Below are 23,103 nucleotides of genomic sequence, written 5' to 3'. Positions count from 1 at the left end.
CAGCTTCCTCAGATCGACAGTTTCTTCACGCGCTTGCCGCCCCACATGGCATTTACAATCGCCCGGGTACCAACAATAGCGGTAAACATGGATGTCGCGATACCTATCATCAGGGTCACGGCAAAGCCTTTAATGGCGCCGCTGCCCACTGCGAACAGGATAAGTGCGGTGATGAAGGTGGTAATGTTGGCATCGGCAATAGTAGAGAACGCGTTGCCATAACCTTCATGAATAGCCTGCTGAACACTGCGACCTGCGCGAAGCTCTTCGCGGATACGCTCGTAGATAAGCACGTTGCCATCCACCGCCATACCCACAGTCAGCACCATACCGGCAATACCCGGCAGCGTCAGCACCGCGCCCGGGATCATCGACATCACACCCACGACCATGATCAAGTTGGCACACAGCGCCAGGTTGGCAATAACCCCAAAGGCACGGTAGTAGATCAGCATGAAGATCAATACCACAGCCATGCCCCAGAGCATTGCCTGCATACCATTTTCAATGTTTTCGGCACCCAGGCTTGGGCCTATGGTACGTTCTTCCACTATGGATACAGGGGCTATCAGCGCACCGGCGCGCAGCAGCAGCGCCAGGTTCTGGGCTTCACCGTGAGACAGCCCCGTGATAACAAAGTTACGGCCGAGGCGGGCTTGAATGGTCGCGACAGAGATGACTTCCTCTATCTTATCCATCTTCACGCTGCCGTCAGGGTTACGCTTACCACTGTCCTTATACTCGATGAACAGGGTCGCCATCGGCTTGCCGATGTTGTCTTTGGTCACGTTGGAAAAGATATTCCCGCCCTTGGCGTCCAGGCTGATACTCACCTGAGGCCGGCTGTATTGGTCGAAGCTTGGCTGAGCACCGGTAATATGATCACCGGTCAGCATCACTTCTTTCTTCAATACGGCAATACCGCCTTCACGACGTGGATACACCTCGGAGCCGGGTGGCACCCGTCCCGATTGCGCCGCGTTCATGTCGGCTTTCTCATCGACCATATGGAATTCAATGGAAGCGGTCGCCCCGAGGATCTCTTTGGCGCGAGCCGTATCCTGTACCCCAGGCAGTTCAACGATAATGCGCTCGGCGCCTTGACGCTGTACTACGGGTTCAGCAACCCCAAGTTCGTTCACCCGGTTACGGATAGTGGTGATGTTCTGCGACAGAGCGTCTTCTTTCACTTGTTTGAGGTAGACTTCGCTCATAGTCGCCATCAGGACAAAGTTATTGCCCTCGCTGGCATCGCTGAACACCATGTCGTTGGAGCGACTCTTCAGGAAACTCTCGGCCTTGGCCAGGTTCTCGGCATCGCGAAACTTGATCTCTATGCCTTTAGCCGTAGCCTTAACACCCGAGTAGCGGATCCCCTCTTCTCGCAGCTGACTGCGGAAATCGGCGATCTTGGCTTCTTCCATCTTACGAATAGCTTCGCTCATGTCCACTTCCATCAGGAAGTGCACACCACCACGAAGGTCGAGGCCCAGTTTCATCGGTGAACCACCGAGAGACTCGAGCCAAGCCGGTGTTGCCGGTGCTAGGTTCAACGCCACGCTGAACTTGTCACCCAAGGCTTCGGCTATCGCTTCTTTGGCCAACAACTGCTGTTCGGCATTGTTGACTCTGACGAGCAATTGACCGTTTTCCAACTCGGAACGCTTGACACCTATCCCCTTGCTTTGCAGCAAGTCGTTAACTTGTGTCTGGGTAGTGACAGTCACATCCGCACCGCGGGTGCCCACCACTTGTACCGCGTGATCCTCACCAAAAAGGTTAGGCACGGCATAGAAAGCCCCGATGGCGATGATAATGATCACCATCAGGTTCTTCCATAAAGGATACTTATTTAACACGCCTCAGCCCCCTTGGCTTATAGCGACTGGATAGAGCCTTTTGGCAATACCGCCGCGATATAATCTTTTTTGATGGTGATCTGGGTGCTGTCGTTCAGGCTCAGCAGAACATAATCATTCTCATCGCTGATCTTGGCGATTTTGCCTATGATGCCACCACTGGTCAGGACTTCATCGCCCTTACCCAGGGACGCCATCAGATTTTTGTGCTCTTTAACACGCTTGGACTGAGGACGGAAGATCATGAAATAGAAGATCAGACCGAAGATCACCAGCATGAACACCAATTCCATGGTACCGCCAGACTGAGGAGCACCGGCTGCACTAGCATAAGCATTTGAAATAAACATATTTTTCTCTTCTTATCAGCAAATAAAATCAATCCACCAATTCGGGTACTTCACGGCCTTGACGACCATAGAAGTCCTTCACAAAGGCGTCTAATGTACCTGTCTCAATGGCGCCGCGCAAACCTTCCATTAACCTTTGGTAGTAACGCAGGTTATGTATGGTATTGAGACGGGCCCCGAGAATTTCATTACAGCGGTCCAGATGGTACAGATACGCCCGTGAGTAGTTCTTACAGGTGTAGCAGTCACACTCCGGATCCAGCGGTGATGTGTCGTCACGATGCCGCGCGTTGCGGATCTTGATAACACCTTCTGTGACAAACAGGTGGCCGTTGCGGGCATTACGGGTTGGCATCACACAGTCAAACATGTCGATACCGCGACGTACGCCTTCAACCAGATCCTCCGGTTTGCCTACCCCCATCAAATAACGAGGCTTGTCTGTGGGGATCTGCGGGCAAACATGCTCCAGCACTCTGTGCATGTCCGCCTTGGGTTCCCCTACAGCCAAGCCGCCGACGGCATAGCCGTCAAAACCTATTTCCAACAAGCCCTTGAGGCTTTCATCACGCAGATCTTCATAGACACTGCCCTGAATAATCCCAAACAATGAGTTGGGGTTTTCCAGGCGGTCGAACTCGTCCCGCGAACGTTTTGCCCAGCGCAGTGACATCTGCATCGACTTGCGGGCTTCGTCGTGAGTGGCAGGATACGGCGTGCACTCATCAAAAATCATCACCACATCCGAGCCGAGCGAATATTGGATCTGCATCGACTTCTCGGCATCCATGAAAATCTTTTCGCCATTGATGGGCGAGCGGAAATGCACGCCTTCTTCGGTGATCTTGCGGATATCACCTAGGCTGAAAACCTGGAAACCACCCGAGTCGGTGAGAATCGGCCGTTGCCAGTTCATGAAATCGTGCAGATCACCATGCTTACGCATGATCTCTTCACCTGGGCGCAGCCAGAGGTGGAAAGTGTTCCCCAGCAGAATATCGGCTCCGGTGGCACGCACTTCTTCCGGGGTCATCCCCTTCACAGTGCCGTATGTTCCAACCGGCATAAAGGCCGGAGTCTCTACCGTACCTCGTTCAAAAATCAATCGGCCCCGGCGCGCGCGGCCATCAGTAGTATCCAATTCAAATTTCATGATTTACCTCGTCAGAGAAACAGTCTGACCTTAATTGCGCGGACTCGGGCCGCAGTGTTTAAACAACAGAGGGTCGAAAAGGCAAAAGGTTCACCCTTAAGACAAAATACCCGCTCATTGAGGCGGGTATTTTAAAGCAAAAGTAGCGTTCAGTGAGCTTTTTTAGTCACAAACATGGCATCACCATAACTGAAAAAGCGGTATTTTTCGGCAATTGCGTGGCGATAGGCGTTCATTACCTCATCAAAGCCAGCAAAAGCACTGACCAGCATGATGAGCGTCGACTCCGGCAGGTGGAAATTAGTGACCATGGCATCCACTACCTGAAACTCATATCCGGGATAGATGAAAATGTCGGTATCCCCTTTGAAGGCCTGCAGTTCGCCTTCACTGGCGCGAGCAGCGCTCTCGAGCGAACGCACGGAGGTTGTGCCCACCGCGATCACCCTTTTTCCGGCCGCCTTGGTGTTATGGATTTTAGCCACTACCTCGGCCGGCACTTCGGCCCACTCCGAGTGCATCTTATGTTCCAGTATGTTGTCGACCCGCACCGGCTGAAAAGTACCGGCGCCAACATGCAGGGTCACAAAGGCAATATCCACGCCTTTGGCTTTCAGCTCGGCCAACATATTGTCATCAAAGTGCAAACCTGCCGTCGGCGCCGCAACCGCGCCCGGAGTTTGGTTATAAACTGTCTGATAGCGCTCTTTGTCGGCATCTTCATCGGGACGGTCGATATAAGGCGGCAATGGCATATGGCCTACCTGCTCCAGCACTTCGAGCACACTCGCACCGGAAACCAGTTCAAGTTCAAACAGCGCGTCGTGACGGGCCAGCATCAACATTTTGAAGCCGCCATCGAGTAAAATTTCACTGCCTTCCTTCGGCGACTTTGAACTGCGCACATGGGCAAGCACCCGCTTATCATCCAGCATCCGTTCCACCAGGATTTCCAGCTTACCGCCGGTCGCCTTCTGACCGAACAGGCGCGCCGGAATAACCCGGGTATTGTTGAATACCATAAGATCGCCGGGTTGAACCAGGTTCAACAATTCGGTGAAGCGGCAGTCGCTAAGAGCCCCGCTGTTACCATCCAGAGTGAGTAATCTGGACGCACTGCGTTTCTCCATAGGGAACTTGGCGATCAGTTCCTCTGGAAGATCGAAAGAAAAGTCTGCTACACGCATGAATGGGCCTCGGCTTAGCTGGAAACGGCGGTTAGTCTAGGGACTTGAGGCGTTAAGATCAAGGCTCCAGCGGTTCGTTTGCCGTTTCGGCAAGGGGCTTGTTGTCATCGAAGGGCTCGCGCCGATATTCGAGTTGTTCGAACGGAATGTCCACTTCGACCCTGCGCCTCTGGGGCCGGGGTGTTTTGTTGATAAGTTTATTGAACCAGTCCCACATCATCCTTGATCCTCTGCGTCACCGAACGCTAAGCGTAGCATCTTATTTCACTGAACAAAAAGAGAACATTCATCGAGGCGCCAGAGACTATTTTCATTTGCCAGCTTGTCATGGTAACTTGAAGGCGAATTCGACACCCAGTAGCCAATATGAACTTCCTTGCACACCTGCATCTGGCCGATATCAGCCAAACCTCTCTCGGCGCCAATCTCGCCGGCGACTTTGCCAAAGGCAATATTCAACAGTTTCCCAAACATCTGCAACAGGGGCTCTGGCTCCACAGGCAGATAGACAAGTTGACCGACAGCCATGAATTAACCCGCGAGTTAGTGCGTACTTTTCCCAAGCCGCTTGCCAGAGTGGCGCCTGTGCTGATGGATTTGGCCTTTGACCATATGTTGGCCAAATATTGGGAGGAATATCATCATCAACCCTTGGCCACCTTTTGCAACAAGGCCTACGAGAGCCTGAGGCAAACTCCATCTCTGCCCGAAGGCTTAAGCCAATTAGCACCTGTGATGGAGCAGCAGAATTGGCTGTTGAGTTATCAAAGCCGCCAGGGGCTCAACAGTGCTGTAACCGGTGTGAGTCGCCGCCTATCAAAGCCTGAGCTGTTCAACGGTGCCCAGCAGGCACTGCAAAAACTCGATACCGAAATCGAAATCGCCTTTCGGACCTTTTACCCGCAATTGATGGCTTACAGCCGGATATGGGCCAGAAAGACCCCGGTAGAATTTCTCTGATTGAGGCAAAGTGCTAGCTGCCACGTTCGGTGAACCCACAAAGCCACTTTTGCCGGGCCAATGGCTTTGCTAGAATTGCGCCTTCACGAAGGAGAGTTCATGCAAGTTTTTGAGTACCGCCCGCCGGCCCTGCCCTGGCTCGATATCCGCTATCTGGATCGCGATATTATTATCATCAACAAGCCATCCGGGCTATTGTCCAACCCAGGGCGCGCCGCCGTAACCCATGACTGCGCCCTCACCCGCTTGCAACGCCTGTATCCGGAAACCATATTGGTTCACAGGCTGGACTGTGCCACCTCAGGGATCATGGTTTTCGCTCGCAACAAGGCCGCCGAATCCAGTCTCAAGACTCAGTTTCAGGAGCGGCAAAACGATAAGCTGTATGTCGCCGAAATAGCGGGACACCTCGAACAGCCAGCCGGTGTCATTGACTTACCTCTGGCTGCGGATAAGGCCAATCCACCTCTGCAGCGAGTCTCGGAGCAAGGCAAAAAAGCGATCACTCACTACAAGGTGCTTGAGCAGCGCGAAGATTCCAGCCTGGTGGCATTGCAACCGGAAACTGGCCGGACTCACCAACTCAGAGTCCACATGCTCGCGCTCGGTCATCCCATTTTAGGGGATGATTTTTACGGTGGGCGAGAGATTGAAAACGCCCGTCCGCGGCTCTGCTTGCATGCCGCGAGTCTGGCATTTTGCCACCCTTACTCGGGCGCCGAGATGCACTTTGTCAGCCTGTCACCTTTCTGACCCTTGCAAGGCTTGGTAAAGACAGCCTGAGAAAAAACAGCTAAAGAAAACGCCCGCTTAGCGGGCGTTTTCTTTTCAAGACTTAGTCAGACTGCTGCTATCAGGCACTCATCACAGATTTAGGTTCCAGACTGAAGCTATCGCCCCCTTCGGTGCAAAATTGCAGTTGGCCCTCGGCGGTTAAAATAAAGAATTCGCCAAACAGGTTACCGCCCACATCTTCAAGACACAAACCGGCATTGGTCTGTTTGGACTTCATCTCATCCACACTGTGGCAACCATCGCTGAACCAGGTTTCCAAGAATAGCTTATCACCCTCGCGATACAGGGTCAGTTCTTCACCACTGCCGGGGCGGCTATCCTGCCAACAACCAAGAAACTCTCGTTGCTGTTCATGCTGTCGGTGCAGACGCTTGCGCTTTTCTACTCCGGACATATCCATACCCTTAAACCATGTCAGCCCAGCCTCTTCGGCTGCACTCAAATGCATGACATTAAGCATAGAACTCATAGTGCCCCTTGACCCAGTCAAAAGTTATAAAAAAGTAGCCAAAACGATACCAACCCATTAAAAAGCAACGAGTTAGAATTAGGCCTTTCAAATGTGCGCAGTGTAGCCCAGTGAGAAAATAAAATTGTGATCAAGATCGCTTATTGCGGCAATTTTAAGCTATTTATGAAAAGACTCATACAAGATCACTCCAGCAGACAATTTGAACGGCCAAACATTGTCTGTAGCTGTCCATAAAAAAGGGCGACCTTAAGGCCGCCCCATTCTTGCCAATATCATTTTTAGCTAAGCTTACGCTCTTCTGCCTGACAGGCAGCCGCGGTAAACAACACATCGGTGGAGGAGTTCAACGCCGTTTCGGCCGCATCTTGAATGACCCCGATAACAAAACCCACGGCCACTACCTGAATGGCAATATCATCACTGATACCAAACAGGCTGCAAGCCAGAGGGATCAGCAACAGTGAACCACCGGCTACCCCTGAGGCACCACAGGCGGAAATAGCGGCAACCACGCTGAGTAATAACGCCGTTGGCAAGTCGACACTGGTCCCAGTGGTATGTACCGCCGCCAGAGTCAATACCGTGATAGTAATAGCAGCGCCGCCCATATTGATGGTCGCCCCCAAGGGAATAGAGACCGAATAGGTATCCTTATTAAGATTGAGGCGCTCGCACAAGGCCATATTCACCGGAATATTGGCGGCACTCGAGCGGGTAAAGAAGGCGGTAACACCACTCTCTCTGAGACAAGTGAATACCAAGGGATAAGGATTACTGCGCGTCTTGTAAAACACCAAGAGTGGATTCACCACCAGGGCAATAAACGCCATACAACCCAACAAGACACCGAGCAGGCGTGCATAGTTGTACACTTCTTCAAAACCGTTCTCGGCAAAGGTCACGGCCACCAGACCGAAAATGCCTATCGGCGCCAAGCGGATAATAAAGCGCACCATATGCGAGATGCCGTGGCTGACATCGGCAAATACTTGTTTGGTCGAGTCACTGGAATGGTGCAGCGCCAATCCAAGGCCGATACCCCAAGCCAGAATACCGATATAGTTGCCTTCCATCAGGGCATTGACCGGATTATCCACCAGCTTGAACAACAGGGTATTGAGGACTTCCAGAATACCTTGAGGCGGCGTTAACAACTGCTCCGGCGCCCTGAGTTTGAGGGTAGTGGGAAACAGAAAACTCATCACCACGGCCGTGAGTGCCGAGGCAAAAGTACCGAACAGATACAGGCCGATAATTGGCCGCATATTGCTCTTGGTATTTTTCTTCTGATTGGCAATCGATGCTGCCACCAGCAAAAACACCAACACCGGTGCGATTGCCTTCAACGCACCGACAAAAAGATCTCCAAGAAAAGAAACACTCTTTGCCCACTCCGGAGCAAAGTATGCGAGCCCCATACCCGCGATAATCCCCATGAGGATTTGCAGCACTAGACTGCCTTTGGCCAATCGGGCCAAAAGTAAAGAAATTTGGTTCATTGCCTGACCTGTATTTATTATCTTCCCGGCACCAGCGCCACAGGAGAGATACGTTTTTAGCGGATGAAGTCGCTAATGTCTAGCTTTGAAGCCAATTTGTGTTGCCCGGATAACCCTGTGCATGCATTCTGGCAACAGCGATGTCATTTTTTACCATCTTGTGCAATTTGCGCGCCTCTGAGCATGGCATCGATAAGCTCGTGGGCATCAAACTTGGTGAGGGCTTCGTTGGCCCCTACCTGATGTGCCTGGCTGACACTGATCTCACTGGAAAGCGAGGTGTGCAGAATAATGTAAGCGCCGGCGAGTGCCGGTTTGTCTCTTACTTCAAAGGCGAGTTCATAACCGTCCAGACCCGGCATTTCAATATCACTCACCAGGATGTCCACCGGACGGTGTTCGGCGGCGGCCTTTTCCATGATGGCCAAAGCTTGGGCACCATTGGAAGTGACTTCATAGGGGATATTTATCGAGTCCAGCGCATCGGACAGTTGCTTTCTGGCTACCTTGGAGTCGTCCACCAACAAGATCCGCAGCAGCTTTAACCTCTCCCGCTGCACATCGGTCAATATTGCGGCGCGCTGAGCCGCGATCGGGAAAATCTTCGACAGTAGCAGCTCGACATCCAATAACTGCACCAGTTTGTCGCCATAACGAGTGACTCCGGTCAAATAGGCATTGCGCCCCAGGTTATCCGGTGGCGACTCAATTTCCCGCCAGTTACATTCGAGGATCTTGTCGATACCGCGCACCAGAAAACCTATCTCCATCCGCTGGCAATCTGTGATGATGATAAAGCAACTCTTGCGCTCCTCGGCTGTCACCGGGCGATAACCAACGGCTGCGGCCATATCGACCACGGGGATGGTATGCCCCCTGAAGTTGGCCGCGCCGATAATGGCCGGGTGAGATTGAGGGAGTTGATTCAGTGGCATATAAGGCACCAACTCACGGATCTTCAAGGTGCCGATGGCAAACAGTTGGCTCGCCGACAGATTAAACAACAGCAACCCCTGAGATTGATTGGCCTTACTCTTCATAACAACACCATAACAGACAATAAGTTAAACGGTTCAGGATAACACAGGCTCAGACCGATGGCGGCCTACGGTGCGTCACAATTGCGACTCAATAGGCAAAAGGCTGAGAATATCGGCACTGAAACGGCGCCAGAAACCGGCGGCAGGCTCGTTATAAAACAGCTCTTGTTTGGCATCGTCATGCCACACCAGTTCATCACCTTCCAGTGCCAATCGGTAAGCATTGCGCTGCAGTGCCCCGCCCAGCTGCTGTTGAATGTGCACCGCCAATGTTGGTTGGTGCAATAAGATCCCCATTTCAGTATTGATCCAGGCAGAGCGGGGATCAAAGTTGAACGAGCCAACGAACACCTCTTCATTGTCCAATACGAAAGTTTTGGCATGTAGGCTGGTGCGAGAACTGCCACGCCAGGCAGATGGCTTATGAGCGGGATCGGCCTTCACCTCATAGAGGCGAACACCGGCCTCCAGCAGTTGCCGACGATACTTCTTGTAACCAGCATGAACGGCCACCACATCTGTGGCTGCCAGACTATTGGTCACGACTGTGACCTCAATGCCATTGGCTACCGCCTGCGCCAGCGCATCGGCCCCTTTGGCTGTGGGCACAAAATAGGGCGAGATGATCAGTATGTTGTTCTCAACCTGGGATAGAAAACGACCGATATCCGCCAGCATCCAGCTCTCAGGCTCGGCGCTGCGAAGCTTATCGGGCGGGTCGAACAACACCTTGGCTTCACCCCAATACCAATCGAGTTGCTGCTGCTCCATGTTGGTTATCAGCTGGCTCTGCAACAGGCGTTGATAATAGGGATGATCCTGCATCGCCTGCTGCTCCTGCCGCATCTTGGCATCGGCCTGCTGCAATTTTTCCCGGGTCAGCCGCTTAGGCAGCAGCTGCTCAAGCGGAATGGTCAGCGGCGCATTCCAGTAGAGATCAAACTGCTCAGAGATGGTCGGCACGGCTTCGCCTATGGCGAGCAAGTCAAAATCACCGAACTCAAGTTCATCGTTGGCGGAAAAGTATTCATTGCCTATGTTACGTCCACCTACTACTGAGACCATGTTGTCCACTGTCAGCGACTTATTGTGCATTCTGTGGTTCAAGCGCGTGAAGCCAAATAACCAGGACAGTCCACGGAAGGTGCGAGAATAGACCGGGTTATAGAGGCGAACCTGAATATTGGGATGATGATTCAATGCCGCCAATCCGGATTCGAGCGGCGCACTGGTGGTATCATCCAATAGCAACCTTACCCGCACGCCACGCTCGGCGGCTTCCAATAGTTGCCAAACCAAGGTTTTACCGGTTTCATCGGCCCGATAGATGTAGTACTGCAGATCGATACTGCTCTGGGCACTGCGGATAAGCGCCAACCTGGCAATAAAGGCATCGACACCTTCGGCCAACGGCAGCACGCCCGTCTGCGATGGGTGGACGGACAATTGAGGTTCCAGATAATCCAGCAAGACAGAACTCTCCGGCGTTGCCAGATAGCTGGAGTCGCTGTAAGCGGGATCCCTTGTCGGCACCGAACTGCAAGCACTCAGCAAGGACAAGAGGATCAACAGTATTCCAAACTGTGGCAACATTCTGAATATTCTTCGAAATAATGAAGAGTATTCAAACATTAATTCGTTTCGGGATCCAGCATTCCCGCCTCCGGCTTTAGTTTGCTAATCCTGTAAAGCATAGAGCACATCGAATACAAACTGATCCCAACCATGGGAGCCAAATGCAGCATCGGCCACCGCACGAATACGGGCAACCGCATGCAGCGGCGCCACACCATGCTCCATCAGATAGTAGGCCAGCAACAGACAGGTTCGGTTTTGCCCAGACTCGCAATGTACCAGCACCCCTAACCCAGCTTCGCGCTGACGCTGGATAAAGTCGAGTGCCTTGGGTAACTGTTCGACGCAGCGCCGTAAATCGGCATCCGATGGGGCTTCTCCGCTCGGTAAAGGGATACAGGCAAACTCAAATGGCGACTGAGGCCAATCGGCCGCCCCATTATCAGCTAGGGAAAGAATCGCGCCTATCCCGGAGCGCTGCAGCTCATCAAAATCCCAGGTCCGATCAACCGGCCCCCGGCTTCCTGCCAACTCTCCCTCTTCCAACCAAAAGAGTGGTTGCATCTGTGTTTTCCTCAGTAATACGCAACTTTTGCTTGGTTTCAGAATATCCCAAATCGATAGAGAATTTCGTTGATTTATGCCAAAAGATTAACTGCAACGACCGGCTTCCAAGTCAAGCAGTTGTTGTTTCATGGCGAGGCCCCAGGCATAGCCGGTCAACCTGCCATCCTTACCTATGACTCTGTGACAAGGCACGATGATCGCTATCGGGTTGGCGCCATTGGCAGTGCCGACAGCGCGGACCGCTTTCGGGTTATCAATCTTTACGGCCAGCTCGCCATAACTGGTAAAACTGCCGTAGGGCAACCCCACCAACGCCTGCCAAACGGCGCGTTGAAAGCGTGTCCCCTTGGAGGCCAAAGGCAGCTCGAAGACCTGTCTGGTGCCGGCAAAATACTCCAAGAGCTGACTCTTGGTCTGCGCCAATATCGCCTCTGCCCGCGCCTTTTGCGCCGTACTCGCGCTCGCCAGCGGGATCCGGCGCTCTCTGTCATCCCCCGTCAAAACCGACAGATGTGACAGCCCGTGAGGCCCCGCAGCAAGCCACAGCCTGCCCACAGCCGAATCCATGATAAGCTCCGCCACCGGCAGCAATTCTGCTGCCGGCCACTCTTTACTCAGCGATACGGCCAAGCTCGGTTTATCTTGTGTATCCATAGGATTAACCCCTTGATTTTATGGCTTTTGAATAGGAGTTTGACCCTGATGCTTGTTACCTCTGCAACTCATCTCAGAGCTCTTCATTCATTGCTACTGATAGGTTCTATGCCGAATGCCAAAGTTGCAGAGTAAGATAACTGCCCCAGGGCGACGCCGCTTCAGTGACACCTTGCAGTAATGCTTGGTAATGGCCCGCTCTTTTATTGCCTTTATGCTGAGCAACTGCACCTTGTTTAGCCGAATCCGGGTTAATTTGAGCCAAGTTCCCGTTAACCTCAGTCGAGATTGCCGTTTCACCAAGCAGCGTGAGCAGACGTTTACGGATTATCAAGTCGCCGCCGAGCAACACATCAGGATCCGACAACCCGCGCATTCTGGCGTAGGCTATGGTCCAAGGGCCAATCCCTTTCAAACTGAGCCAAGCCTCAGGCTCGGTATCACCATGCTCAAGCTGAAAACGCGCCAACTCGGCCAATGCCGTCTTTCTGCTTGCGGGCATTTTCAACTCGTCAAAGTCCGCCGCCAACATGCTTTCAGGCTCGGGAAAGAAGCTGATTTCGCGCCCTGCGATAACTCGCCTTTCACCTCTGGCTGCCACCAACTGCCCCAACAGTTTGCTGGCTTGGGTGACACTAACCTGCTGGCCCAGAACAGCCCGCACCCCGGCTTCAAACAGAGAGCCTGCTGCCGGCAGCCTCAGCCCCGGCTCCCAACCAAAGGTGGAGTCTGCCAGTATGATAGGTTGCAATACCTGATCAACCTGCTGCATATCAGCGTCGAGATCCAATATCCTTCTTATCCGATTGACCAATACCGGCAACAAGCTAAGCTCGGCGCCCTCTTCCAATGCTAGGGTAACTGCGACTCTATTTTGCGAGGCCTGCAACTCGGCAAAAAACCAAGCTTTGAACCCGCCTTTGTCGCTGTTGAGTAACAGGCTGCGACCATAGCCCTGGCGGCCATCAAGTTCAAACCACTCCATTCCTGTTACCGCCCGCAGGCGATAAAAATCAAGCAGCGCTTGCCAGGCATATGGCGGCCTGTAACTCAAAAACAGTTGCAGCCTGTTACTGTCGTCCATTTGCGTATCAGCGCTACGTCTGAGCGCCGACGGGGTAAGCTGCAGCTGACTCTGAAACACTTCGTTGAAACGGCGAATGCTCGTGTATCCCGCAGCCAAGGCCACCTGCGTGATAGGGAGCCGGGTTTGGTGCAGCAACTGCTTGGCAAACATCAACTGCTGAAACGCAGCGTATTGCTTGGGAGACAAGCCCAGCGCTTTGACAAACAGCTTGCGCAGATAACGACTGCTGATCCCGAGGCGCTGTGCCAAGTGCTCGACACCTTTCGCCGACTCGCCGCTCAAGGCGCCCTGCTCTATTAGAGTTACCGCCCGCTCCAGCGTGGTTCTCGTGCCTTTCCAGGCACAGGAGCCGGGCGCGCTTTCCGGCCGACAGCGCAAACAGGGGCGCAAACCGTGATTTGCCGCGGCGGCGGCCGAGAAAAAGTAATCGACATTTTCCTCTTTCGGCGCCACCGCCGGACAGATAGGCCGGCAATAGATCCCCGTCGTCTTCACCCCGATAAAGAAACGGCCATCAAACCTGGGATCGCGACTGAGTCTCGCTCGGCGACAGGTGTCGGTGCTGAGCTCGGTAAAAATCGTCATCATCTGTTTCGCTATCGTCTATAACCTGGATGCAGATTACCCCGCGAACACGGGGGAAACCAGCGGAAAACGGAACTGAACCCCGAGACTAAACCCAAACTATTGATCCGGAATAATAGCTGCCCTGCCGGTGAAAATTGGGTATGCTGGAACAGCTTGAATAAAAATCACTCCAGATCCGCAAGGCCCGATGTCTGCCCGCATAACCGGGCAAGAATCATTCTTTGCCAAGAGATAAATCGCCCATAACAGTTTGCCAAGAGAAGGCCATGATAAAGACGTTGTTTTCCCGCTTTGAACACTGGACGGATCCACTGCCGGATATAGATCCATCTCCGCCGCCCAAAGGGCTCTATGCTTTTTGCCGCCACTACACCAAAGGTTTCGAGCGACCGCTGATATTGATGTCAATATTGACCGCGATTCTGGCCATGCTGGAAGTGTCGCTGTTTGGCTTTATGGGCCAATTGGTTGACTGGCTGGTAGACAAGGATCCACAAACCCTGCTGCAGGATGAAGGACTCAAGTTACTCGGCATGACCTTGCTGGTACTCGTGCTCTTGCCTGTACTCATCTTGCTGCACGCCTTGATTGTCTACCAAAGTCTGCTGGGCAACTATCCGATGGCCATCCGCTGGCTGGCGCACAAATACTTGTTGAAACAGAGTGTTTCCTTCTATCAGGACGACTTTGCCGGCCGCATAGCCACCAAGGTGATGCAAACCTCTCTTGCGGTGCGGGAAACCGTGATGAAACTCCTGGACGTGCTGGTCTACATAATGGTGTATTTCACCTCCATGTTGGTGATGATCGCCAGTGCCGATATGCGCTTGATGCTGCCCATGTTGGCATGGCTTGCCATCTATATCGGCCTGCAGTGGTATTTCGTGCCCAAGTTGAAAGCCGTGTCTACCGAGCAAGCCGATGCCCGCTCAACCATGACAGGTCGAATCGTCGACAGCTACACCAATATTGCCACGGTCAAACTCTTCTCCCACACCCAGCAGGAAGCCGAATACGCGCAGTCGAGCATGAAAACCTTCCTGGATACCGTGCACCGGCAGATGCGTCTGGTCACCGGAATTAACGTCAGTGTGCAGCTACTGAACTATTTCCTGGCCTTTAGCGTGGCAGCCGTATCCATCTGGCTCTGGAGCGACAGTGCCATCAGTGTCGGCGCCATAGCGATTGCCGTCAGCCTGGCGCTGCGCCTTAACGGCATGTCGCAATGGATAATGTGGGAAATCAGCTCACTGTTTGAAAATATAGGGACTGTGGCCGATGGTATGAGCACCCTGTCCAAACCCACCCGCATTCTGGATGCCGAAGACGCCAAAGCCATTTTGGTTGAGCAAGGGCAAATCGATTTCGATAAGGTCAGCTTTCACTATGGAGAACAGAGCGGCGTGCTGGAAGGGCTGGATTTGCAGATCAAGCCAGGTGAAAAAGTCGGTCTGGTGGGTCGTTCGGGTGCCGGTAAGTCCACCTTGGTCAATCTGCTGATGCGTTTTCATGATGTGGAAAAGGGAAAAATTCTGATAGATGGTCAGGATATCCGTAAAGTCACCCAGGATTCGCTGCGCTCACAGATAGGCATGGTGACTCAGGATACCTCCTTGCTGCACAGGTCCATCAGAGAAAATATTCTTTATGGTCGTCCCGATGCCACGGAAGAGGAAATGGAGCAGGCAATCATCAAGGCCCAAGCCAGTGAGTTTATCGCCTCTTTAACAGATCCGTCGGGAAATACCGGGCTGGATGCCCAGGTGGGTGAACGGGGTGTCAAATTATCCGGCGGTCAAAGGCAGCGTATTGCCATCGCCAGAGTGCTATTGAAAGATGCGCCAATCCTGATCCTGGATGAAGCCACCTCGGCACTCGACTCGGAAGTGGAAGCGGCAATTCAGGAAAGCCTCTATCAACTGATGGAAGGAAAAACCGTTATCGCTATCGCTCACAGGCTATCAACCATAGCCGCCATGGATAGATTGATAGTGCTGGATCAGGGCAAAGTCGTCGAACAAGGCAACCATCAAGAACTGATCCGTAACCAAGGGATTTACGCCCAGCTGTGGGCCCACCAGACAGGTGGCTTTATTGGCGCCGATTAACACTCTATCTATTGCGGCCAGTTCTTTAAGCTGTTTTGGGGCAAAACCACCGGCGATAAACAGTCAGATCACAGTATGACTTAGTCTATCGACACAAACTGTTTACCTGGTTGAATGAGAACTGTACCGCAGTAACGATAGGATGCCCAAGGCCTTACTTTGGCCAAAGCCGCTGTGCTAGCCTGAAGGCCAACTTAGGTTATTTAAGGGAGTAAACCATGAATAAGTCGACTGTTTTTGCATTATTGATGACAAGTGGCATGGCACTAAGCCTAACGGCTTGCCAAGACCAGGAGACACAATCTCCGGCCACTAACAGCCAAACGGAAACGGCTACAGCCTCCACTGAGCAAACAGCGCAAGTACCAGTGGGTGATACCAGCCAAAATGCACTGGACTGGGAAGGGAGTTATAAAGGGCTGCTGCCCTGCGCAGATTGCTCAGGAATAAAAACCACGCTGACGCTCAAAGGAGACAACAGCTATCGCCTGCAGCAAGTCTACCAAGGTAAGGACGAGAGCATATTCAGCGAAAGCGGCAAGTTCAGCTGGGATGCCAGCGGCGGCAAAATCACCCTGGAGGATGGCAGTAAATATCTGGTAGGGGAAAATCAGCTGTTTATGCTGGATAGAGAAGGCAGCCGCATCACCGGCAGCCTGGCAGATAACTATAGGTTGAATAAAGAACAGTAATTGGCACAGTGTAAAGCCGCATAGTTAAGCTAATACAGCCAAGTCAAGCCATAGTGTGCTTCAGATCTGAAGTGCACTATGGCTCTTTATCAATAAAAGGCTTTATACCAATCAGCAAAAGCCTTCACCCCTTCACTGATCCCAACTTGTGGTTTGTAAGCCACAGCTTTAAATAAATCTTCGGTATCTGCCCAAGTGGCCTGAACATCACCATCTTGCATAGGCAGCATGATTTTTTCGGCCTTTTGCCCGAGCGCCGCTTCAAGCTCGTGGATAAAGTCCAACAAACGAACCGGGCTACCATTGCCAATGTTGTAAACACGATATGGAGCGCTACTCGTTGCCGGAGAGCCCTGCTCTACCGTCCAATCACTTTGTGCCTTAGGCACCTTATCGGCCACCCTGATAATGCCTTCGACAATATCATCAATAAAAGTGAAGTCACGGCTCATATCCCCCTGATTAAACACCTTGATGGGCTTGCCAGAGGTAATGGCATCGGCAAATAGCATAGGCGCCATATCCGGGCGCCCCCATGGGCCATAGACAGTGAAAAACCTCAGTCCTGTCGTTGGCAGGCCATACAGATGGGCATAACTATGAGCCATCATCTCATTGGCTTTCTTGGTCGCCGCATAAAAAGAGACAGGATGATCAACCGAGTCAGCCGTCGCAAACGGCATCTTCTTGTTCAGGCCATAAACAGAGCTGGAAGAGGCGTACACCAAATGCTCTATGCCATGATGGCGGCAACCTTCCAACACGGTAAGAATGCCAACCAGATTACTGTCTGCATAAGCAAAGGGGTTTTCAATCGAATAGCGGACGCCGGCTTGGGCCCCCAAATGGATAACCCGTTTGAAACTACCTTTGGCAAAGAGTTCAGCCATGGCTTCCCGGTCGGCAAGATCAAGCTTTTGGAACTGGAAATGGTTAAAGCCAGCCAGCTTTTGCAACCTAGCCTGTTTTAAGCTGACATCGTAGTACTCATTGAGATTATCGATACCAACCACTTCGCACCCTGCCTCACAAAGCCGTTCGCAAACTCGGGCACCGATAAAGCCGGCTGCGCCGGTCACCAGATATTTCATTTATTGGTCTCATTCCAAAGTAATGTAATGCGCCGTCACATCAATCATTGCCAAACAGATCTCGGGTGTAGACTTTATCGGCAACATCCTTTAGCTCATCGACCATGCGATTGGAAATAATCACATCAGAGAGCAGTTTAAACTCAGCCAAGTCACGTATCACCCGCGAGCGGAAAAACTCATTCTCCTCAAGTACCGGCTCATAAACCACCACTTCTATCCCTTTGGCCTTGATCCGTTTCATCACGCCTTGTACCGCCGAAGCGCGGAAGTTATCTGAGCCTGATTTCATTATCAGCCGATATACACCAACCACTTTGGGTTTTCTGGCAATGATGGAATCAGCGATAAAATCCTTACGGGTTCTATTGGCATCCACGATGGCCGCAATCAGATTGTTGGGAACTTGGTTGTAGTTAGCCAGCAGTTGCTTGGTATCTTTCGGCAGACAATAGCCACCATAACCAAATGATGGATTGTTGTAGTGATTCCCAATCCTGGGGTCCAAACAAACACCGTCGATTATCTGGCGGGTATCAAGCCCATGAGTTTCAGCATAGGTATCAAGTTCATTGAAATAAGCCACCCGCATGGCCAAGTAAGTGTTGGCAAATAGCTTAATGGCTTCGGCTTCTGTGCTACCGGTAAAGAGTAGCGGAATATCTTCCTTTAATGCGGCTTCAGCGAGCAGATGAGCAAAGTGCTCTGCCCGCTCAGAACGTTCACCGACAATGATCCTCGATGGATAGAGGTTATCGTATAAGGCTTTGCCTTCTCTCAAAAACTCAGGTGAAAATATGATATTGGCTGAGTTGTATTTCTCACGTAATGCTCTGGTGAAACCAACGGGGACGGTTGACTTAATCACAATGCAGGCAGACGGATTAACAGCGATAATGTCCCGCGTCACCTCATCGACGGTACTGGTATCAAAGTAGTTAGTCTTGGGGTCATAATCAGTCGGTGTTGCAATGATGACATAATCTGCACCGCGATAGACTTCTTTGTCCGTTGTGGCAGTTAACTGCAACTTATTGCTCACCAAGTGCTGTTCAATAAGCTCATCGGCGATGGGCGAGCGCCCGGCATTGACCATTGCCACCCTCTCCGAGGAGACATCCAACGCCCACACCTGGTTATGTTGTGCCAACAACACCGCATTTGACAAGCCCACATAACCCGTACCAACAACCACTATCTTCATTTTATTCCCCAATGGCTTATGCTGTACGCTAACTTAGCACAGGAGAAAAACGACCGATACAAGACAGAATTCATAAATCGAGTAAAGAGCAAAGATAGGCTGCATATTCATTGCTTCCCATAGATACCGCGTGTTGCCTGAGTTGTTCTTTGGATATCCAATGCTGTCGCAAAGCTATTTCCTCAAGACAAGCAATCTTTACTTGCTGCAATGTTTGAATACTCTGAACAAAACATGCAGCCTGGTGGAGCGACTCTACGGTACCGGTATCAAGCCAAGCAAACCCTCGACCCAAGCACTCAACATCCAAGACGTTTTCCATCAAGTAATGATTGATAAGGTCTACTATTTCGAGCTCGCCTCGCGCAGAAGGTTGCAAGCTCTTGGCAATGTCTGATGCTCTTCCATCTAAAAAATACAAACCTGTCTGCGCCCAATTAGATTTAGGCTTCAAAGGTTTTTCTTCAATCGATAGAGGCTTTCCAGAATCATCAAATGTAATGACTCCAAAGCGCTGAGGATTTTTCACTTGGCAAGCAAAAACAGTTGCGCCTATATCTCGGGCACGTTTCGTCATTACATTATTTAACTGACCGGTGAACCCTTGGCCGTAAAAGATATTGTCGCCAAGGATTAGGCAACAAGGTCGCTGCTTCAAAAAATCATCGGCCAAAATCAGCGCTTGAGCAATCCCTTGGGGCTCATGCTGAACCAAGTACTCAAGTCTAATCCCATAAGCACTGCCATCACCAAGTAAACGCTCAAATGCGGTCCGATCCTGAGGAGTGGTTATGATGAGAACTTCACGAATACCCGCCAACATAAGAACCGATAAAGGATAATAAATCATCGGCTTATCAAATACGGGCAGTAGCTGCTTGGATATCCCACGAGTAGTAGGAAACAAACGGCTACCTGTACCGCCTGCTAATACAATGCCTTTCATGGCTACCTTTTTATCTGCTGAAACCGTTCCAGCACACTCATTGCGGTCACAATATTACTGTCCACAGCTTTTAGGACGATTGACATACCAAGCAACTGTTTTACGCAAACCTGATTCAAAAGACTCATAAGGTTGCCAACCCAATTCAGTTTGAATTTTGTTGGCATCTATAGCGTAGCGCATATCATGACCAGGCCTATCCGCAACATAACTAATCAACTGCTCATACTGCGTCAAACCTTTGGGCTTGTTAGGGGCAAACTCTTCCAAAAGAGTACAGATAGCCCTCACAACATCAATATTTCGCCTCTCACTCTGTCCGCCTATGTTATAGGTTTCACCTATACGTCCCTGAGTCAAAATACTAACAAGTGCTCGGACATGATCTTCAACATAAAGCCAATCTCTTACTTGCTCCCCTCTTCCATATATTGGCAAAGGATTACCTTCCAGCGCACAGGATATCATCCGTGGAATTAACTTTTCTGAGTGCTGATAAGGGCCATAGTTATTTGAACAATTGCTGATAACTACAGGTAAACCGTAGGTTTTATACCACGCACGCACCAAATGATCACTGGAAGCTTTGGATGCAGAATATGGGCTGCTGGGCGCATATCGATTGTTTTCAGTAAATGGTGAATCTAACAAATCTAGCTCACCATAGACTTCATCTGTGGAAACATGAAGAAAACGAAAGTTAGCCTTTTGAACACCACAAAGCCCCTGCCAATAGCTACGAGCGGCTTCTAATAAAGTGTAAGTACCCACTATATTGGTTTGAATGAAAGCAGCAGAGCCGTCGATTGAACGGTCGACATGGCTTTCCGCAGCTAGATGCACAACGGCGTCTGGTTTAAATTGCGAAAACAACTTATCTACAGAGTCACTATCACAGATGTCACCCTGAGCAAATTGATAACTCTCCCCTTTTCTTACATCCTGGACTGAATCCAAATTAGCAGCATAAGTGAGCTTGTCTAGGTTTAATACCCTATGACGTGTATGAGTCAGCAGATAACGAACCAACGATGAACCAATAAAGCCGCATCCACCTGTAATTAAAATTTTCATTATCTATGTCACTTATAACAATACAAAGTAAAGAACCCGTCTTCCTTGTCCATGAACTGGGCTTTGGCTAGCCACTAAAAGATTATGTTTATACCGATATACACCACATTTAAAGCGAGACTTGGTGGATAAGTTAACTACAACAAAAAATCCAGCTAGTTAACTTGCTGGCTGGGGAGATCGTAATTTAATTAAACTACCACATTGTAATGAAAAGACTCACAAGACAATAAGCTACAATGTATCAATAGTCTCAGAATGCCTAGGAAACATTGATTGGTACAACATTTGATTTGGAAGATGTAGATTGCCTTCCTAACCACACCAAGTCACAAATACCATCCGTAGGGTTAAAGCCTGTTGGTGCTTTGAGCAATAAATCTCGAATCGCCTCGTGATCAAAATCGTGACATGCCTTATCCAATCTACCAAGAATTGGCTTGAGCTCATCCCAAGTTAAAAATACCTCATTAGCAGTCATTATTCGTTCGTGCCCTGTACCTTCAACATTATCGCCAATGAGAAGTTCTTCGTAGAGTTTTTCCCCCGGCCGAAGACCAGAAAAGAGTATTTCAATATCACCGCCGGGATTGTGCTCGTCTTTAACTTCAAAGCCACTTAAACGAATCATCTTTCTGGCAAGATCAACGATTTTGACAGATTTCCCCATGTCCAATACGAAAACATCACCGCCTTTTCCCATAGCGCCAGCTTGGATAACCAATTGAGAGGCTTCCGGTATTGTCATGAAAAAACGTGTTATCTCCGCATGAGTAACGGTAACCGGACCACCATTTGCTATCTGCTTTCGGAACAATGGTACAACCGAACCACTAGAACCCAATACATTACCAAAACGCACCATGCAAAAACGTGTCGAACTATCTTTATGGGATAAGGCTTGCAAAGCCAGTTCAGCCATTCGTTTAGTCGTGCCCATTACATTGGTAGGACGAACCGCCTTATCAGTTGAAATAAGGACAAAAGTTTCTACGCCCGTAGCAATAGCCGCTTGTGCCGTATATAAGGTTCCAAATACATTATTACGCACACCTTCAACCACATTATGCTCCACTAAAGGTACATGTTTGTAGGCCGCAGCATGATAAACTGTTTGCACTTTAAAGGCTTCCATTACAGCTTGAACCCTATTCTGACGCTGAACAGAACCCAAAACTGGATAGATATCAACTGTCAATCCGAGTTCTTTTTTAGTCGCCAACAGCTCCCTTTCTATGGAATAAAGTCCAAATTCTGAAAGTTCAAAAAGAACCAATTTTGATGGCGACTGCCGCAAAATTTGCCTACAAAGCTCAGAACCAATTGAGCCTCCGGCTCCGGTTACCATCACTACTTTTCCCGATATATTGGCTGCCATTAAGTCTGCTCTGGGAGCAACTGGGTCACGTCCCAAGAGATCTTCAATTTCAACTTCTTTAACATCGGTAAATAACTTATCCCCACTAACCAAATCGGCCATAGCAGGTAAAGTTAAGACTTTAACGCTTAGTTGCTCGAGTGATTGGATAATCTCTTGCCGCCTAGCTCTGCTAGCACTTGGAAGCGCGAGTAAAACTTTGGATGCCTGCTTTTGTTTAATTAACTTTCTAAGAATTGATGGTGAATGAACATATAACCCTTGCATATTAATACCATGTAAGGAGATATCATCGTCAACAAAAGCTACAGGATGATATTCGTGGCTTTGAGCCAAAGCGATCGCGGTTTGTCGTCCACTGACACCCGCCCCATAAATAATCACCGGCTCACCACGACGATTGAGACCACTACCGACCATGGAGCGCATTAAGGCTCTTGCACCGCCAACAAAGACTAAGGCAAATGAAGCGTAAATAAAAGGCACGGTTCTTGGCAAATCAACACTGAGGAAATAAGCGAGAGTAACCATAGCAAGCGTGCTCAATATCACGCCAGCCACTATTGCCATCATCGCTTGGCTCCCCAAATATCTAAGCACAGCACGATAAAGACCGAGTCGAATAAAAGCCAGAATACTTACCGGGCACACCAATGCGATTAACAACCAGTACTGTCCCTTAGATACGACGGCAACAGAGTCCAGTCTAACGAAGAGTGCAAACCAAAATGCCAAGATAAGAAACACTGAATCAACAGCGACACTCACAATACGCTTATAAGGCCGCTTAAGTGAGAATAAAAACTGAAAAAAGTCCATTCCAA

The 23,103-nt window shown here is 50.5% G+C and carries 21 protein-coding genes; 4 read left to right on the top strand and 17 right to left on the bottom strand.

Annotated elements, in window-relative coordinates; genetic code table 11:
- Positions 1-8: 8 nt before the first annotated feature.
- The 5 genes from secD to K5621_RS07515 all read right to left on the bottom strand — a co-directional run bounded on the left by secD (position 9) and on the right by K5621_RS07515 (position 4,769).
- The gene (secD, locus tag K5621_RS07535) at positions 9-1,859 is read right to left on the bottom strand and encodes a protein translocase subunit SecD (protein WP_221050835.1); all 1,851 of its coding nucleotides are present in this window, start codon (positions 1,857-1,859) and stop codon (positions 9-11) included.
- 17 nt (positions 1,860-1,876) lie between these two features.
- Positions 1,877-2,209 (bottom strand): preprotein translocase subunit YajC, encoded by a 333-nt coding sequence (yajC, locus tag K5621_RS07530; RefSeq protein ID WP_025011473.1) that lies wholly within the window; start codon positions 2,207-2,209, stop codon positions 1,877-1,879.
- A gap of 28 nt (positions 2,210-2,237) precedes the next feature.
- Positions 2,238-3,362 (bottom strand): tRNA guanosine(34) transglycosylase Tgt, encoded by a 1,125-nt coding sequence (tgt, locus tag K5621_RS07525; RefSeq protein WP_071476480.1) that lies wholly within the window; start codon positions 3,360-3,362, stop codon positions 2,238-2,240.
- Positions 3,363-3,511: 149 nt separating this feature from the next.
- Complete coding sequence (gene queA, locus K5621_RS07520; protein WP_100142316.1) at positions 3,512-4,549, bottom strand: tRNA preQ1(34) S-adenosylmethionine ribosyltransferase-isomerase QueA; 1,038 nt, start codon at positions 4,547-4,549, stop codon at positions 3,512-3,514.
- Positions 4,550-4,607: 58 nt separating this feature from the next.
- The gene (locus K5621_RS07515; protein ID WP_156029248.1) at positions 4,608-4,769 is read right to left on the bottom strand and encodes a hypothetical protein; all 162 of its coding nucleotides are present in this window, start codon (positions 4,767-4,769) and stop codon (positions 4,608-4,610) included.
- Between the two features lie 146 nt (positions 4,770-4,915).
- On the opposite strand from K5621_RS07515, the gene K5621_RS07510 reads away from it, so the two are divergent.
- Together K5621_RS07510 and K5621_RS07505 are read left to right on the top strand one after the other, a co-directional pair.
- Positions 4,916-5,509 carry an acyl carrier protein phosphodiesterase gene (locus tag K5621_RS07510; RefSeq protein WP_100142315.1) on the top strand — a complete coding sequence of 198 codons (594 nt, stop codon included), beginning with the start codon at positions 4,916-4,918 and terminating at the stop codon, positions 5,507-5,509.
- A gap of 99 nt (positions 5,510-5,608) precedes the next feature.
- Entirely contained in the window at positions 5,609-6,262 is a 654-nt protein-coding gene (locus tag K5621_RS07505; RefSeq protein ID WP_221050834.1) for an RluA family pseudouridine synthase, read from the top strand.
- A 100-nt stretch (positions 6,263-6,362) separates the two neighbouring features.
- Here K5621_RS07505 and K5621_RS07500 read toward each other — a convergent pair whose 3' ends face one another.
- The 7 genes from K5621_RS07500 to K5621_RS07470 all read right to left on the bottom strand — a co-directional run bounded on the left by K5621_RS07500 (position 6,363) and on the right by K5621_RS07470 (position 13,786).
- Positions 6,363-6,773, bottom strand: a complete 411-nt coding sequence (locus K5621_RS07500; protein ID WP_167387635.1) for a hypothetical protein — start codon at positions 6,771-6,773, stop codon at positions 6,363-6,365.
- Between the two features lie 281 nt (positions 6,774-7,054).
- Complete coding sequence (sstT, locus tag K5621_RS07495; RefSeq protein ID WP_221050833.1) at positions 7,055-8,275, bottom strand: serine/threonine transporter SstT; 1,221 nt, start codon at positions 8,273-8,275, stop codon at positions 7,055-7,057.
- A 143-nt stretch (positions 8,276-8,418) separates the two neighbouring features.
- Entirely contained in the window at positions 8,419-9,315 is an 897-nt protein-coding gene (locus tag K5621_RS07490) for a chemotaxis protein CheV (protein ID WP_221050832.1), read from the bottom strand.
- A 75-nt stretch (positions 9,316-9,390) separates the two neighbouring features.
- A complete protein-coding gene (locus tag K5621_RS07485; RefSeq protein WP_221050831.1) occupies positions 9,391-10,908 on the bottom strand; it encodes a phospholipase D family protein in 1,518 nt (505 codons plus the stop codon).
- Positions 10,909-10,992: 84 nt separating this feature from the next.
- Positions 10,993-11,454: a dual specificity protein phosphatase family protein gene (locus K5621_RS07480; protein ID WP_221050830.1), complete on the bottom strand. Its 462-nt coding sequence runs from the start codon at positions 11,452-11,454 to the stop codon at positions 10,993-10,995.
- Between the two features lie 87 nt (positions 11,455-11,541).
- Complete coding sequence (locus tag K5621_RS07475; protein ID WP_245003148.1) at positions 11,542-12,111, bottom strand: methylated-DNA--[protein]-cysteine S-methyltransferase; 570 nt, start codon at positions 12,109-12,111, stop codon at positions 11,542-11,544.
- Between the two features lie 106 nt (positions 12,112-12,217).
- On the bottom strand, positions 12,218-13,786 hold the full coding sequence (locus K5621_RS07470; RefSeq protein WP_221050829.1) for a DNA-3-methyladenine glycosylase 2 family protein: 1,569 nt from the start codon (positions 13,784-13,786) through the stop codon (positions 12,218-12,220).
- Positions 13,787-14,064: 278 nt separating this feature from the next.
- On the opposite strand from K5621_RS07470, the gene K5621_RS07465 reads away from it, so the two are divergent.
- Both K5621_RS07465 and K5621_RS07460 read left to right on the top strand, forming a co-directional pair.
- Positions 14,065-15,894, top strand: coding sequence for an ABC transporter ATP-binding protein (locus tag K5621_RS07465; RefSeq protein ID WP_221051147.1), 1,830 nt, complete (start codon positions 14,065-14,067; stop codon positions 15,892-15,894).
- A gap of 218 nt (positions 15,895-16,112) precedes the next feature.
- Complete coding sequence (locus K5621_RS07460) at positions 16,113-16,586, top strand: copper resistance protein NlpE (protein ID WP_221050828.1); 474 nt, start codon at positions 16,113-16,115, stop codon at positions 16,584-16,586.
- 89 nt (positions 16,587-16,675) lie between these two features.
- Here the strand turns inward: K5621_RS07460 and K5621_RS07455 are convergent, their stop codons facing one another.
- The 5 genes from K5621_RS07455 to K5621_RS07435 all read right to left on the bottom strand — a co-directional run bounded on the left by K5621_RS07455 (position 16,676) and on the right by K5621_RS07435 (position 23,098).
- A complete protein-coding gene (locus tag K5621_RS07455) occupies positions 16,676-17,677 on the bottom strand; it encodes an NAD-dependent epimerase (protein ID WP_221050827.1) in 1,002 nt (333 codons plus the stop codon).
- A 40-nt stretch (positions 17,678-17,717) separates the two neighbouring features.
- A complete protein-coding gene (locus tag K5621_RS07450) occupies positions 17,718-18,881 on the bottom strand; it encodes a nucleotide sugar dehydrogenase (protein ID WP_221050826.1) in 1,164 nt (387 codons plus the stop codon).
- Positions 18,882-18,951: 70 nt separating this feature from the next.
- The gene (gene rfbA / locus K5621_RS07445; RefSeq protein WP_221050825.1) at positions 18,952-19,827 is read right to left on the bottom strand and encodes a glucose-1-phosphate thymidylyltransferase RfbA; all 876 of its coding nucleotides are present in this window, start codon (positions 19,825-19,827) and stop codon (positions 18,952-18,954) included.
- A gap of 54 nt (positions 19,828-19,881) precedes the next feature.
- Complete coding sequence (rfbB, locus tag K5621_RS07440) at positions 19,882-20,901, bottom strand: dTDP-glucose 4,6-dehydratase (protein WP_221050824.1); 1,020 nt, start codon at positions 20,899-20,901, stop codon at positions 19,882-19,884.
- Between the two features lie 262 nt (positions 20,902-21,163).
- Complete coding sequence (locus K5621_RS07435) at positions 21,164-23,098, bottom strand: polysaccharide biosynthesis protein (protein ID WP_144128882.1); 1,935 nt, start codon at positions 23,096-23,098, stop codon at positions 21,164-21,166.
- Positions 23,099-23,103 lie beyond the last annotated feature (5 nt).

Origin of the sequence: Shewanella carassii (genome assembly GCF_019670705.1) — a bacterium.
Taxonomy (GTDB): domain Bacteria; phylum Pseudomonadota; class Gammaproteobacteria; order Enterobacterales; family Shewanellaceae; genus Shewanella; species Shewanella carassii.
This window is presented reverse-complemented; position numbering and strand designations above follow the sequence as displayed.

Excerpts from the sequence above, each read along its gene's own strand:
- K5621_RS07490 (WP_221050832.1), bottom strand. The coding sequence starts at position 9,315 with ATGAAGAGTAAGGCCAATCAATCTCAGGGGTTGCTGTTGTTTAATCTG.
- tgt (WP_071476480.1), bottom strand. The coding sequence starts at position 3,362 with ATGAAATTTGAATTGGATACTACTGATGGCCGCGCGCGCCGGGGCCGA.
- K5621_RS07475 (WP_245003148.1), bottom strand. The coding sequence starts at position 12,111 with ATGGATACACAAGATAAACCGAGCTTGGCCGTATCGCTGAGTAAAGAG.
- sstT (WP_221050833.1), bottom strand. The coding sequence starts at position 8,275 with ATGAACCAAATTTCTTTACTTTTGGCCCGATTGGCCAAAGGCAGTCTA.
- rfbB (WP_221050824.1), bottom strand. The coding sequence starts at position 20,901 with ATGAAAATTTTAATTACAGGTGGATGCGGCTTTATTGGTTCATCGTTG.
- yajC (WP_025011473.1), bottom strand. The coding sequence starts at position 2,209 with ATGTTTATTTCAAATGCTTATGCTAGTGCAGCCGGTGCTCCTCAGTCT.
- K5621_RS07450 (WP_221050826.1), bottom strand. The coding sequence starts at position 18,881 with ATGAAGATAGTGGTTGTTGGTACGGGTTATGTGGGCTTGTCAAATGCG.
- K5621_RS07480 (WP_221050830.1), bottom strand. The coding sequence starts at position 11,454 with ATGCAACCACTCTTTTGGTTGGAAGAGGGAGAGTTGGCAGGAAGCCGG.
- K5621_RS07470 (WP_221050829.1), bottom strand. The coding sequence starts at position 13,786 with ATGATGACGATTTTTACCGAGCTCAGCACCGACACCTGTCGCCGAGCG.
- K5621_RS07505 (WP_221050834.1), top strand. The coding sequence starts at position 5,609 with ATGCAAGTTTTTGAGTACCGCCCGCCGGCCCTGCCCTGGCTCGATATC.
- K5621_RS07460 (WP_221050828.1), top strand. The coding sequence starts at position 16,113 with ATGAATAAGTCGACTGTTTTTGCATTATTGATGACAAGTGGCATGGCA.
- K5621_RS07510 (WP_100142315.1), top strand. The coding sequence starts at position 4,916 with ATGAACTTCCTTGCACACCTGCATCTGGCCGATATCAGCCAAACCTCT.
- queA (WP_100142316.1), bottom strand. The coding sequence starts at position 4,549 with ATGCGTGTAGCAGACTTTTCTTTCGATCTTCCAGAGGAACTGATCGCC.
- K5621_RS07485 (WP_221050831.1), bottom strand. The coding sequence starts at position 10,908 with ATGTTGCCACAGTTTGGAATACTGTTGATCCTCTTGTCCTTGCTGAGT.
- K5621_RS07515 (WP_156029248.1), bottom strand. The coding sequence starts at position 4,769 with ATGATGTGGGACTGGTTCAATAAACTTATCAACAAAACACCCCGGCCC.
- rfbA (WP_221050825.1), bottom strand. The coding sequence starts at position 19,827 with ATGAAAGGCATTGTATTAGCAGGCGGTACAGGTAGCCGTTTGTTTCCT.
- K5621_RS07500 (WP_167387635.1), bottom strand. The coding sequence starts at position 6,773 with ATGAGTTCTATGCTTAATGTCATGCATTTGAGTGCAGCCGAAGAGGCT.
- K5621_RS07455 (WP_221050827.1), bottom strand. The coding sequence starts at position 17,677 with ATGAAATATCTGGTGACCGGCGCAGCCGGCTTTATCGGTGCCCGAGTT.
- K5621_RS07435 (WP_144128882.1), bottom strand. The coding sequence starts at position 23,098 with ATGGACTTTTTTCAGTTTTTATTCTCACTTAAGCGGCCTTATAAGCGT.